The 12,933-nt window shown below is 65.5% G+C and carries 9 protein-coding genes; 6 read left to right on the top strand and 3 right to left on the bottom strand.

The features are described 5' to 3' along the window. Positions 1–2,886: 2,886 nt before the first annotated feature. On the bottom strand, positions 2,887–3,147 hold the full coding sequence (locus HS104_03205; GenBank protein ID MBE7478987.1) for a hypothetical protein: 261 nt from the start codon (positions 3,145–3,147) through the stop codon (positions 2,887–2,889). A 1,120-nt stretch (positions 3,148–4,267) separates the two neighbouring features. On the opposite strand from HS104_03205, the gene HS104_03200 reads away from it, so the two are divergent. Next, positions 4,268–4,408: a hypothetical protein gene (locus tag HS104_03200; GenBank protein MBE7478986.1), complete on the top strand. Its 141-nt coding sequence runs from the start codon at positions 4,268–4,270 to the stop codon at positions 4,406–4,408. Between the two features lie 2,586 nt (positions 4,409–6,994). On the opposite strand, the gene HS104_03195 is transcribed toward HS104_03200, so the two are convergent. Further along, the gene (locus tag HS104_03195) at positions 6,995–7,387 is read right to left on the bottom strand and encodes a hypothetical protein (GenBank protein ID MBE7478985.1); all 393 of its coding nucleotides are present in this window, start codon (positions 7,385–7,387) and stop codon (positions 6,995–6,997) included. Positions 7,388–7,782: 395 nt separating this feature from the next. On the opposite strand from HS104_03195, the gene HS104_03190 reads away from it, so the two are divergent. From HS104_03190 to HS104_03175, 4 genes are all read left to right on the top strand, one after another. After that, complete coding sequence (locus tag HS104_03190) at positions 7,783–8,736, top strand: hypothetical protein (GenBank protein MBE7478984.1); 954 nt, start codon at positions 7,783–7,785, stop codon at positions 8,734–8,736. Between the two features lie 247 nt (positions 8,737–8,983). After that, positions 8,984–9,244 (top strand): hypothetical protein, encoded by a 261-nt coding sequence (locus HS104_03185; protein MBE7478983.1) that lies wholly within the window; start codon positions 8,984–8,986, stop codon positions 9,242–9,244. Then, positions 9,241–9,549, top strand: a complete 309-nt coding sequence (locus HS104_03180) for a type II toxin-antitoxin system RelE/ParE family toxin (protein ID MBE7478982.1) — start codon at positions 9,241–9,243, stop codon at positions 9,547–9,549. Before HS104_03185 ends, HS104_03180 begins: the two co-directional genes overlap by 4 nt. Positions 9,550–10,389: 840 nt before the next feature. Continuing rightward, on the top strand, positions 10,390–11,160 hold the full coding sequence (locus HS104_03175) for a trypsin-like peptidase domain-containing protein (GenBank protein MBE7478981.1): 771 nt from the start codon (positions 10,390–10,392) through the stop codon (positions 11,158–11,160). Between the two features lie 46 nt (positions 11,161–11,206). Here HS104_03175 and HS104_03170 read toward each other — a convergent pair whose 3' ends face one another. After that, positions 11,207–11,941 carry a hypothetical protein gene (locus tag HS104_03170; GenBank protein ID MBE7478980.1) on the bottom strand — a complete coding sequence of 245 codons (735 nt, stop codon included), beginning with the start codon at positions 11,939–11,941 and terminating at the stop codon, positions 11,207–11,209. Positions 11,942–12,421: 480 nt separating this feature from the next. Between HS104_03170 and HS104_03165 the strand changes: the two genes are divergently transcribed. Further along, positions 12,422–12,655: a hypothetical protein gene (locus tag HS104_03165; GenBank protein MBE7478979.1), complete on the top strand. Its 234-nt coding sequence runs from the start codon at positions 12,422–12,424 to the stop codon at positions 12,653–12,655. Positions 12,656–12,933: the final 278 nt, after the last annotated feature.

The raw sequence follows: 12,933 nt of genomic DNA, 5'->3' as shown, positions 1-12,933 counted from the left end.
CGGGCGAGTGCCGTATCAGAATGGTCGCCCGCGGAAGCGGAACGGACGGTGAAGTCCGCAAGGCCGGCGTTCGGCGGGTGCAACGTGAGTTATCCCGTGGTGGAACCACGGTTGTTCTGGGCGCGGAGACCGTGAGCGTTTCCGTGCGGGGCGGCGCCGTGAGCTCGGAGCTCGGCGCCAGGTCGCGCGGCTTCCGTTCGGATTCGGATCGATTGCTCCGGTGCCCGCGGTAGAGCCGGATTGAACGGCTGCGCACCCGTGCGACAACTTAGTCGGCCCCGCCAGAATCGGCATTGCACGCGGTCCAATCAGGTGGGGGGCAACTGGCGACGGTTGCACCCCCGTCCCCCAAAAACTTGGGCCCCTCTGTCTCGCACACGCAGAGACCGGAATCACACAACAAGGCGCAGCGCAGATAGGGTTGAGGGGAACAACTCTCAGAGACTTGCGGCTGGACGGGGAAATTGGGACACAACGAAGTTTCGGCGGAGGGTGGGATACAGAAACAGACGAAATACCCATCCGCGCCCCACATCGAGCAGGTCGATTCGCCCGGGTCAATCGGAACGCGCGGAGCGCAGTACTGGCCTGCGGTCCGGCAGCACTGTCCAGGACCGCACTGCTCGTCGTTATCACAGTTCGTTGGCGATGAGTCAGATCCAGCATCGGCCCCGGGACGATGCGAATCCTCAGCACCCGGGCACGCTGTCATGAACAGGACCGACGTGATGGTGGCGATGAGGCACGCCATGAGCGGTGTCGCTGTGAGGGCCACGCTGCTTTTCACTTGGATCGCAGAATAGCCCACACGCGCACGCTACGCTCGCGCGGCTTCTGTTCACCGCGCTGCGGTTGGCAAGGCGCTTCGGGGTCTCGCTTCGCACTTGGGCGAAGCACTCTGAGCCCGCTGGGCGGCAGGGGCAGTCGGCAAGGCGCTGTGATCTTGCGTGATCGTTTCCGGTCACGAGACAGCGGTATAACGAGACACACGTTCACCCGCGAACGCGCGAGATCATCGTAACAGAGCGCGGGGCATTTTCGAGGCCGGCGCGTGCCGTTGAAAATTGGGCGCCGGCCGCCGCGGGACGGACGGTGAAGTCCGCCGGGCGCGCGTTCGGCGGGTGGAACGTGAGTTATACCGTGGTGGAACCACGGTTGTTCGGGGAGCAGCGACCGTTGGCGTCGCAGCGCGCCGCGACGCCATGATCTCGGAGCTCCGCGACAGCTCGCCCGTCTTCTGGTCGATCGGTTCAGTCGGCAAGGCGCCCTGGTCTTGGTTGCAGCGCGGCCACTTCAACAGCCGGCTCGTTCTCGAGCGCAACGACGGGCGGGGCTTGGCAAGGCGCGACCGGATGCGTGAGCGACTTTCAGCGCCAACCGTGCGCAAGGCGCCGTGGTCTTGGGCCGCGCTGGTTGAAGCGGAGGAACTCTGGCCCCGCAGGGTCAAGAGAACAGCGGGTACGGCGCCGTGGTCTTGCGTGATGCTGTCCGGTGAGAAGACAGCGGGATAACGGAACCACGTTCACCCGCGAACGCCGAGCGTCAAGTCGTCAGTCGGCAAGGCGCTGCAGACGCGGGCGAGTGCCGCATCAGAATGTTCGCCCGCGGAAGCGGAACGGACGGTGAAGTCGGCAGGGCTGGCGTTCGGCGGGTGCAACGTGAGTTATGCGGCGGTCGTCGCGCTTTGGCACGCGCACGAGTCTCGGGTGGTTGGCTTTGGGCAGGAGCAGTTGGGCCGGTGCATGCTATCGTTAGTCAGTGGCCTCTCGCGGCGTTTGGGGGATCGTGGCATGTGCCACGTGTCTCGCGTGCGTCGCCGGTTGCAGTGAAGACTCCGAGGACGATTGGCCCGATTGCGAGCTGGGGTACAGCGTCGACCGCACCAGCACAGAGATCTACTTGAAGTCGAGCGCCATCGTCGCCACCGGGGACTGCGAGCACCCGCGGTGCGACAACGGTGGCGGAACCTGTTTCGGCTGCTTCACGTCCGCGACACCAGTATGCGTGCTGACGTTCACGGACGAGCACGGCAGCTGCACTGTGGAGGTCAAGCCAGAACCTGGGAAGGTTGCGGACTTCGAACTCTCACTCGACCAAGGCGCCCTCACTTGCTTGGTGAGGTACTTTGACAAGCCGCCCCCTGGCGTGTGAAGGCCGAATAACGAGACACACGTTCACCCGCGAACGCGCGAGATCATCGTAACAGAGCGCGGGGCATTTTCGAGGCCGGCGCGTGCCGTTGAAAATTGGGCGCCGGCCGCCGCGGAACGGACGGTGAAAAGAGCAAGGCGCGCGTTCGGCGGGTGGAACGCGAGTTATACCGTGGTGGAACCACGGTTGTTCGGGGAGCAGCGACCGTTGGCGTCGCAGCGCGCCGCGACGCCGTGATCTCGGAGCTCCGCGACAGCTCGCCCGTCTTCTGGTCGATCGGTTCAGTCGGCAAGGCGCCGTTGTCTTGGTCCCAGCGCGGCTGCTCAACAGCCGGCTCGTCCTCGAGCGCGACCACGGTCGGGGTCGGCATGGCGCGACCGGCCGCGTGAGAGACTTCCATCATCAACCGCGGGCAAACCGCTGTGGTCTTGGGCCGCGCTGGTTCGAAGCGGAGGAACTCTGAGACCGCAGGGTCGAGAGAACAGCAGGCTCGGCGCGGTGGTCTTGCGTGATCGTTTCCGGTCAGGAGACAGCGGTATAACGAACGGCGTTCACCCGCGAACGCCGAGCATCATCTTATCAGACCGCGAGGCGCAGCTGAGCGGGCGCAATGCCGCAGACAGTGAGAGCGCCCGCGACGCGGAACGGACGGTGAAACACGCCATCACGGCGTTCGGCGGGTGCAACGTCGAGTTATGCGGCACTCGCGAGGTGAGGTTGAAACCGGTCGCAGCGCTAGCCGCAGGGCACCTGGCACTTGACCGTCGTGGCAGTCACCAGGGTGCACGCCTCGTGAGGGTCGGTGCAGTATTGAAGGCAGACGTCGTCGTGGCGCCACTCGCCGACCTTGGAAAAGCCCGTCGCCGCCGCGTCGAGTGTGACGGAATGCGAGGGGCAGTCGGTGTCTGTCTCACCAGACTGCACGGTGCAGGCCTCCACGGCAGTCGCAAGGACGGCGAGCAGAAGCGCGTTGCAGTGCCGTGGCATGGTCCTCATTGGCCGAATAACGAGACACGCGTTCACCCGCGAACGCGCGAGATCATCGTAACAGAGCGCGGGGCATTTTCGAGGCCGGCGCGTGCCGTTGAAAATTGGGCGCCGGCCGCCGCGGGACGGACGGTGAAGTCGGGAAGGCGCGCGTTCGGCGGGTGGAACGCGAGTTATACCGTGGTGGAACCACGGTTGTTCGGGGAGCAGCGACGGTTGGCGTCGCAGCGTGCCGAGGCTTCATGATCTCGGAGCTCCGCGACAGCTCGCCCGTCTTCTGGTCGATCGGTTCAGGCGGCAAGGCGCCGTTGTCTTGGTCCCAGCGCGGCTCGTTCAACAGCCGGCTCGTTCTCGAGCGCGACGACGCGCGGGGCTCGGCAAGGCGCGACCGGACGCGTGAGCGACTTTCGACCTCGACCGGCGACACGGCGCTGTGCTCTTGGGCCGCGCTGGTTTGAAGCGGAGGAACTCTGAGACCGCAGGGTCGAGAGAACTGCGGGCACGGCGCCGTGGTCTTGTGTGATGCTGTCCGGTGAGAAGACAGCGGTATAACGAACGGCGTTCACCCGCGAACGCCGGAGATAATCTTAGCAGAGCGCGAGGCGCTGCAGAGGCGGGCGAGTGCCGAAGACAGAGTGGTCGCCCGCCGGCGCGGAACGGACGGTGAAACTCGCCACTACCGGCGTTCGGCGGGTGCAACGTCGAGTTAGACAGCGTTGAAAATCGACGGTGAAGTTCCGTGCTTCGTCGGTTCCTGACGGTGATTCTGGCCAAAGCGCCATGGGCCGCGAGCAGCGCCGGTACGCCACCGGTGGCACCGTCTCGAGCGGCACGAGCTCCGGGGTGCGCGAGACGCGTGGGAACGCGCGAGTGACTTTCGAACTTCAACCGCGGGCAAGGCGCCGTGGGTCGCCGGCGCTGCACAACAGCGCGCCAAAGTGCGGCTGTATAACGAACGGCGTTCACCCGCGAACGCCGGAGATGATCTTAGCAGAGCGCGAGGCGCTGCAGAGGCGGGCGAGTGCCGAAGACAGGGTGTTCGCCCGCCGGCGCGGAACGGACGGTGAAACTCGGCATGGCCGGCGTTCGGCGGGTGCAACGTCGAGTTAGACAGCGTTGAAAATCGGCGGTGAAGGTCCGTGCATCGACGGATCCCGACGGTGAAACGGGCGAAAGCGTGATGGACCGCGAGCGGCGCCGGTACGTCCCCGGCGGCACCGCCACCAGCGGCACGAGCTCGGGGCTGATCGAGACGTGTGGGAACGCGTGAGAGACGTTCGACCCCAGCCGTCAACAAGGCGCCGTGGTCTTGGCGGCGCTGCATATCAGCGCGGCAAAGTGCGGCTGTATAACGAGACACACGTTCACCCGCGAACGCCGAGCGTCAAGTCGTCAGTCGGCAAGGCGCAACAGACGCGGGCGAGTGCCGCATCAGAATGTTCGCCCGCGGAAGCGGAACGGACGGTGAAGTCGGCAAGACCGGCGTTCGGCGGGTGGAACGTGAGTTATGCGGCGTCACGCCGGTTGCCGGGGGTAGACTTGGCCCACGGCAGATGGCGGCGACCAGAGGACAGCGTGGGCTCGCCTGGTGGCTGATGCTCGTCATCGTCTTTGCATGCGCCGGGTACAGGCCACGTCCGCCGTGGTTGGTTGCCGCAGCGGCAGTGCTGGGGCTGCCGCTCGGGTGGTGGGCGGTCATGGCGCTGGAGCGCTACAGAGTGCGTAGAAAACAGGTCGCGGTGATCGTCGCATGGGCGGCTGTGCCGATCATGATCGGGGCCGGGTTCCGGGTGTTCGGTTGGGGAGGAGCGCAGTGGAACGCGTACTCGAGGACGTGGCTCACGTCTGCGTTCATGTTCCAGCTCTTGGGCAGTGTGCTCGCCAGGTGGCGTCACGATCAAAGGCTCAGAGGATCGGTCTCACCCGAGTCCGAATAACGAATCGCGTTCACCCGCGAACGCCGGAGATCATCTTAGCAGAGCGCGAGGCGCTACAGCCGCGGGCGAGTGCCGAAGACAGAGTGGTCGCTCGCGGTCGTGGAACGGGCGCTTGGGCAAGGCCAGACCGGCGTTCGGCGGGTGCAACGTCGAGTTATGCCACGGAGGAAATCGCGGTGATTCCTGGGACAGCGGCCTGGGTTCGGCGAAGGTCGGCCTCGAGGACTCGAAACTCCGCCTCGACTTGGACTTCTTCGAGGGCGCTGTGGTCGTCGCGGCACGTGGGGCCGCGGACGCAGCGCCGTGTCAGTCGCCATCGCTTCCAGCGCGACGACGGTTGGGTCTTGTCGAGACGTGTGGGAACGCGCGAGAGACTTCCAACTTCAACAGCGGTCCGGGCGCCGTTGTCTTGGCAGCGCTGCCCCTGGGCGGAGGTGCGACGGTGGGATAACGAACGGCGTTCACCCGCGAACGCCGGCGAAGAGTTTAGCAGAGGGCAAGGCGCTGCAGAGGCGGGCGAGTGCCGAAGACAGAGTGGTCGCCCGCCGGCGCGGAACGGACGGTGAAACTCGGCACAGCCGGCGTTCGGCGGGTGCAACGTCGAGTTAGACAGCGTTGAAAATCGGCGGTGAAGGTCCGTGCATCGACGGATCCCGACGGTGAAATGGGCGATAGCGCGATGGGCCGCGAGCAGCGCCGGCTCGCCGCCGGTGGCTTCGCATCGAGCGGCACGAGCTCCGGGGTGCGCGAGACGCGTGGGAACGCGTGAGAGACGTTCGACTTCAACCGCGGGCAGGGCGTCGTGGTCTTGGCGGCGCTGCACAACAGCGCGAAATACTGCGGCTGGATAACGGGATGACGTTCACCCGCGAACGCCGGAGATGATCTTAGCAGAGCGCGGGGCGGTGCAGCGCGGGCGAGTGCCGAAGACAGTGTGTTCGCCCGCGAAATCAGAACGGACGGTTGGGCACGGCGAGACGGCGTTCGGCGGGTGAAACGTCGAGTTATGCCACGGAGGAAATTGCGGTGATTCCTGGGACAGTGGCCTGGGTTCGGCGAAGCGCGGGCCCGAGGACTCGGAGCTCCGCCTCGACTTGGATTTCTTCGAAGGCGCTGTAGTCGTCGCGGCGCTTGGGGCCACGGATGCAGCGCGGTGTCAGTCGCCATCGCCTCGAGCGCGACGACGGTTGGGGCTTGTCGAAACGTATGGGAACGCGCGAGAGACTTTCAACTTCAACCGCCGGCACGGCGCTGTGGTCTTGGAAGCGCTGCCCCTGGGCGAAGGTGCGACGGTGGGATAACGAATCGCGTTCACCCGCGAACGCCGGAGATCATCTTAGCAGAGCGCGAGGCGCTACAGCCGCGGGCGAGTGCCGAAGACAGAGTGGTCGCCCGCGGTCGTGGAACGGGCGCTTGGGCAAGGCCAGACCGGCGTTCGGCGGGTGCAACGTCGAGTTATGCCACGGAGGAAATCGCGGTGATTCCTGGGACAGTGGCCTGGGTTCGGCGAAGGTCGGCCTCGAGGACTCGAAACTCCGCGTCGACTTGGACTTCTTCGAGGGCGCTGTGGTCGTCGCGGCACGTGGGGCCGCGGATGCAGCGCCGTGTCAGTCGGCATCGCTTCCAGCGCGACGACGGCTGGGTCTTGTCGAGACGTGTGGGAACGCGCGAGAGACTTCCAACTTCAACAGCGGTCCGGGCGCCGTTGTCTTGGCAGCGCTGCCCCTGGGCGGAGGTGCGACGGTGGGATAACGGAGCGGCGTTCACCCGCGAACGCCAGGCACATCCTAGCAGACCGCGCGGCGCTACAGCCGCGGGCGCGTGCCGCCGAACATTGGGCGCCCGCGGGCGCGGGACGGACGGTGGGGCAAGGCCAGACCGGCGTTCGGCGGGTGCAACGTCCAGTTATGAGGCGAGAGTCACAGGAACCACAATCCGAAACCGGTGAACGTGATCGGCGACATCGCGAGGTTGTCGCTCGGAAGGCCGGAGTCTGGAGCGGGAGGGGTTAAACACGTGGTGCTCCCGGAGAGCCAATAGGAAACCGAGTCTTCGTCTGTGACATCCAGAACCTGACGGTCGATGCGCGTCGCACAGTCAAGGCCGGTCCAGGTTCGGCCTTCGAAGAAGAGGTCGAGTCGGACGGTGGTGGGAAAGGCCGGTCCAGTCTGTCCAGGCAAAATCTCCTGGAGCTCAAGTTCTAAGTGGAGGTTGATGTTGCCGCCGAGGATTAACATGGTCCGCGTCGACGTATCGACCTTGGCAGTGCCTGCGGCGCAGCTGAGCACCCCGTCGGCCTTGGAATGGTGCACGTTCGCCGTCAGCCCGCCGGTGAACTCGACCGCGAGCGAGCACGGCTTGGGGTCAGCTGGAGGGTCGTTGGCGGAGCACGCGCAGAGAGCGAGAACGCTCCCGATTGGGATTACTGGTCTGAACTTTTGGAAACACGCCATGGTGGACGCCGATGGGTCCGGCCGCATAACGAGACACACGTTCACCCGCGAACGCCGAGCGTCAAGTCGCGGGTCCGCGAGGCGCAACAGACGCGGGCGAGTGCCGCATCAGAATGTTCGCCCGCGGAAGCGGAACGGACGGTGAAGTCGGAAAGACTGGCGTTCGGCGGGTGCAACGTGAGTTATGCAGTGCGCGCAAGCGGGGTAATTCGCGGGATGTGCATCGTCCCCGCGGAGGTAATATCATTCCGGGAATGGGGCGCTTGCGCAATGCAGTGATCGGCGCCCTCGGGACTCTTTGCGTCGCAGGTGCGGGATACACGAAGTGGAGACTTGACACGCGAGGGGAGTCCCGCGGTCTGCCAGCCGACGTGGAGATCGAAGCGGAAGACCTACGCGAGCGAGCGCTCGCGAACGGGCTCGACCCGACTCGTCTGGCCTACGATGTGGTTGCGATCAAGCGATTGGAGCAGGTGCTAGCTTCAGCGGATCCAGTGCAGGCCGCGACGGAATTGCTCGACGGGAAGTTCTCGCGCGAGTCACAAAAGGACGCTCTTGGGACGAGCACTCGCAGCTGGCGCGCGGCTGGTGCCAGCCTCGGCTGCGGCTTCACAGTTGCTTTCTACTCCGGCAAAACGCTCGGGTGGGTCGCAAGTTGCGGCGGAGAAAAGGAGACGTGGTCGGCAGCGCTGCCCGAATACGAACGGCACGTGGTGAAGCTCACGGTACGGGGCGATCGGCTCCAGGCAGAAGGGACGTTCCCAGACGTGGTCGAAAGAGCGGACGCGGAGCGGGCGCGACTCCTCGGAAAGGTCAAGTCAACAGAGGTTCCGTTCGCCTTGCGGCAGGCGTACGAAACACTGACGTCGAGGTTCGCGCCGCTCGTCTTCGCGAGGTCGTGCGGCAAGGGCGACGGCGAAACGCCTGGGGGCGCCGCGATCAAGGCGTTGGCTGACGCGCAGAGACTGGACCTGATCCGGCAGGTTCTCCGAGGCCCCAACGAGGGAGGCAGACTTCTCGCGGCTGAGGAGCTCATTCTACAGGGCGCGGCGAACGAGGCTGACAGTCAGACGATCGCGCAGCTCAGACTTCTGACCCCGGTCGTTGAATCGTGCTCAGGATGTTCGCGTGGCCCCTCTGAGGTCGGACCCTTGCTCGACCAAGCCGAAACCATCCGGACTCAGCGCGTGTCCCGGAAGGCGCCGTAGCAGCCCACTCCGATTTGGCGGCGGCTGTGGCTGCATAACGGAGCGGCGTTCACCCGCGAACGCCGGACTCCAAGATAACAGAGCGCGAGGCGCTACTCACGCGGGCGCGTGCCGCTGAACAATGGGCGCCCGCGGAAAGCGGAACGGACGGTGGGGCAAGGCACGGCGGCGTTCGGCGGGTGCAACGTCCAGTTATGCAGTGCATGGAAATACGCCTCGGCTCTGGAGTCCGACAGAGGCTGGCGATGTGACGGTCATCACGCTAGGCTTGGCGTCGATGTTGACCATGAAAGCGCGTGTGCGAAACGGACGCTTGCGGCTGGACGAGCCGTATGAGGCGCCGGAGGGCACTGAGGTCGACGTGGCGATCATCGACGACGGAGACGAGCTCGACGACGAGTCACGCGCCCGCCTCCACGCGGCACTCTCGCACGGACACGAGCAGATGGTGCGCCGCGAGGTTGTGCCTGCTGATGAAGTGCTGTCGAAGCTCGGCACGCGCGGATGAGTCGGTACCGGGTCGAGTTCGCACTGGTCGCCCAGGAGCAGGTCGAGGCGATCCAGCAGTGGTGGGTGGAGCACCGACCGGCCGCGCCGAACCTCTTCAAGGAGGAGCTGCACGCCGCCGTGCGTTTGCTGGAGGACTGGCCTGAGCTAGGAACCGAGTACACCGCTGCGCCAGTGCCCGGCGTGCGGCGCGTCGTGATCGGCGCGTCCCGGTATCACGTGTACTGGGAGGTTGATTCGGCCTCCAAGACCGTGACCATCACCGCGGTGTGGTACGGCGGTCGGGGCGCCGGGCCTCCGCTGTAGCGTGGCCCCAGCTGCATAACGGAAGCACGTTCACCCGCGAACGCGCGAGATCATCGTAACAGAGCGCGGGGCATTTTCGAGGCCGGCGCGTGCCGTAGACAATTGGGCGCCGGCCGCCGCGGAACGGACGGTGAAGAGGGCAAGGCGCGCGTTCGGCGGGTGGAACGTGAGTTATACCGTGAGGGTTCACGGTTGTTCCGGGAGCAGCGACCGTCGGCGTCGCAGCGCGCCACAGCGCCATGATCTCGGAGCTCGGCGACGGCCCGCCCGTCTTCTGGTTGATCGGTTCAGCGGGCAAGGCGTGCGGGGCTTGGTCCCAGCGCGGCTACTTCAACAGCTGGCTCGTTCTCGAGCGCAACGATGGTCGGGGCTTGGCAAGGCGCGACCGGAGGCGTGGGTGACCTTCGACGTTGACCGGGGACACGGCGCTGTGGTCTTGGCCGCGCTGGTTGGAAGCGGAGGAACTCTGGCCCCGCAGGGTCAAGAGAACAGCGGGCACGGCGCCGTAGTCTTGCTCGAGCGTCACCCGTCGGAAGACAGCGGGATAACGAGACACACGTTCACCCGCGAACGCCGAGCGTCAAGTCGACAGTCAGCAAGGCGCCACAGACGCGGGCGAGTGCCGCATCAGTTTGGTCGCCCGCGGAAGCGGAACGGACGCTGAAGTCGGCAAGGCCGGCGTTCGGCGGGTGCAACGTGAGTTATCCGGCGCCGGTCGCGCTGAGCTGGCAGACATTGGATCTTCGGAGACGCGTCCATGCAGAGCGCCGGTCGGTTTCGCATGACGTGGGCGCAGTCGTGCGGTGGCCCGCGCGGGTGCCCCGTGGCAGGATGAGTTCCGTGAACCCGTCACCTTGGGCGAACAAGTCTGTCGCGCCGCTTCAAGCCGCAGGACTTCTTGTTCGAATCGAGGAGACTCCAAACGGCGCGGTTGGAGTACACCAACTTCACGGTACCGCGTTCTTCATTTCGGACGACGGCTTCTTCCTGACGGCCGCTCACGTCGTCGAAGATCACCCGCCAATAGAGCCAAAGTTGGCCGTGATGATCATCGGCGGCGCGGGGGTCTCGGTGATGCCGGTCGCTATGGTGATTCGCCACCCGACGGCAGACGTCGCGCTGGGCATCGCGAATATCAGTCCGGCGGCGCCCACCCGACCGAGGCCAATGACGCTGTCTCGCCGCCGCTTGGAACCTGGCGAGTGGGTGGCCATCCTGGGGTACCCGAAGAGTCTGAGCGAGCACGCGCTGAGCGATGAGGGCGTTGCACTAACCTCATTCACAGTCACGCCCGACTTCTACGAGGGCGAAGTGCTCGAGCACCATCCTGGCGGGGTTGGACTCGCGAAGTGGCCGGCCTACTCGACGGGCATCGTCCCACCACCGGGATCGGGACTGGCGGATTTGGGCGGGGCAAGCGGAGGACCGCTTGTCCACTGCGGAACGGTGTTCGTCCACGGGGTCGCCTGCTCGGCCAGCGAACAATACACGCTCTGCACGGACATTGAGACCGTTCTGGATTGGGACGTCTTCGAGGATGCCGGCGAGGGGTCAGTGACCGTCCGAGATTTCGCGGTACGGCGTCCAGGCGTGATCCGGATAGCGGAGTAGCCGGTCTCGCAGTCACCGGTTGGTGCGCCTCATTGCGGCATCTGCACTACTCGGATGCGGTCAGCGGGCTGCGCTTCGCTGATGCGGGATCCTGAAAGTCGTGCCCGCAGCCGCGGCACGTGTTCCTTGCCATGTCGCGCATCAAGAGGTCGCAGTGTGGGCATGGCCACACGAGGACGCCCCTGGTCGGAATCCAGTCGTCGCTGCCCGAAACTACGTTTGAAAACGGCAAGACCGACCATGCCGCGCGCTCGAGTAGCGCGCGGCGGAGTCCTACCGCGTCGTCAATCTGCTCTCCCGTGAGCCGGGCGAGTTCATCGACTTGGCGGCTTGTGATGGCCGCGCGCAGTTGCTCCTTGAGGGCCGAGAAAGTCAAAGACTCACGATCGGCACCCGAGAGGGCCATGACCGCCGCGACGGCGTGCTGTTCGGCAAACCGGATGTACTCGCCGACCTGGCTGGGCGCGAGCGCTTCAACGGCGCCACGGAGTTGCGTGCGGTCGTGGATCCGGGACGTCCTCGAGAGATGGTCGAGGACGCGGTCAGCAAAATCATCAGGATTTGAACCCAGCGGATCGGCGATGAATGTGTCTCGTACTGCCTTCGCCCACAGTTCGTCTTTTCTCTCTTCGACGTGCTGAGCGACTGAGATCTGCTTGGTTGCGGAGAGCGCGAACCATAGAACGGCGACAATCACGAAGCCGAAGCAGCCAAAGAAAGCAAGAACCTCCATACGGTTGCCTGTTGAGCATGCTAGCGCGCAGAACGTCTCTTCGGCCATGGGCTGGGGGCAGGGCGTGTTCGCGCCCTCGCCCGTCCTCCGCGTGCGCGGTCGTGCAAGGCACCGTGATCGCGTTCGCCCGCGAACGTCGAGGTTCGTCGCAACAGGCGTCGGGGCGCTCCAGGGCGGGCGCAGTGGCGCGATGCCGTGGACAGGTCGATAGAACGCGCTGGCGATCCCGGTGGCATCCACCGGGCCGACTGCCCACCCTCCCTTGGGCAAGTGACGCCCCCGCGCGCATCGTTGTATACATCCCGAGTAATGGAACGTGAGAGGGTCGCGCCGGTCCTCTGGACTCTGGTTGGGGCCGGACTTACGGCGGTGGTCGCGCTTTTGTGGCGATGTAGTTGCGAGGCGGAGAAAGCCCCTCCAGTTTCTCCTGACGTACGGACCTCCGCTTCCACGGAGCCCACCCGATCGTCACCGAGAGGCGCCCGCCCCCGATACGCCGACGGCGGAGAAATTCCGGACGACGAGCTAATGCACGCGCTCGAATCGAACCAGTTTGGATTTCTCGCGTACGAGGAGGTGCGGATGCTCGACAGGAATGGCGTGGAAGTCGCCGTGGTCGGGAAAAACGTGTCGGCGATGATCGACGAAGGCTACGGGCTTCTCGTCGGAGGTCGGTTGTGCCAACGACGCGGCCCGTCGGCAACGGCGCTGATTTTCGACGCCGGGCGCCGGACTTCGGTCTGGACCTGCACACCGCGCTAGCGACTTGACAAGGTGCGCCTGAAGCGCGGGCCGCGAGGAGTGGTCGGGGTTCGGAGCAATCGGGGCCGGTGCGAAGTCCGGATAACGAGACACGCATTCACCCGCGAACGCGCGAGATCATCGTAACAGAGCGCGGGGCATTTTCGAGGCCGGCGCGTGCCGTTGAAGATTGGGCGCCGGCCGCCGCGGGACGGACGGTGAAGTCGGCAAGGCGCGCGTTCGGCGGGTGGAACGCGAGTTATGCAGTGGTCAGGGCTGCGGCGGCCAGATCCTCCGTC

Source organism: Polyangiaceae bacterium (assembly GCA_015075635.1).
GTDB lineage: Bacteria > Myxococcota_A > Polyangia > Polyangiales > Polyangiaceae > JADJKB01.
This window is presented reverse-complemented; position numbering and strand designations above follow the sequence as displayed.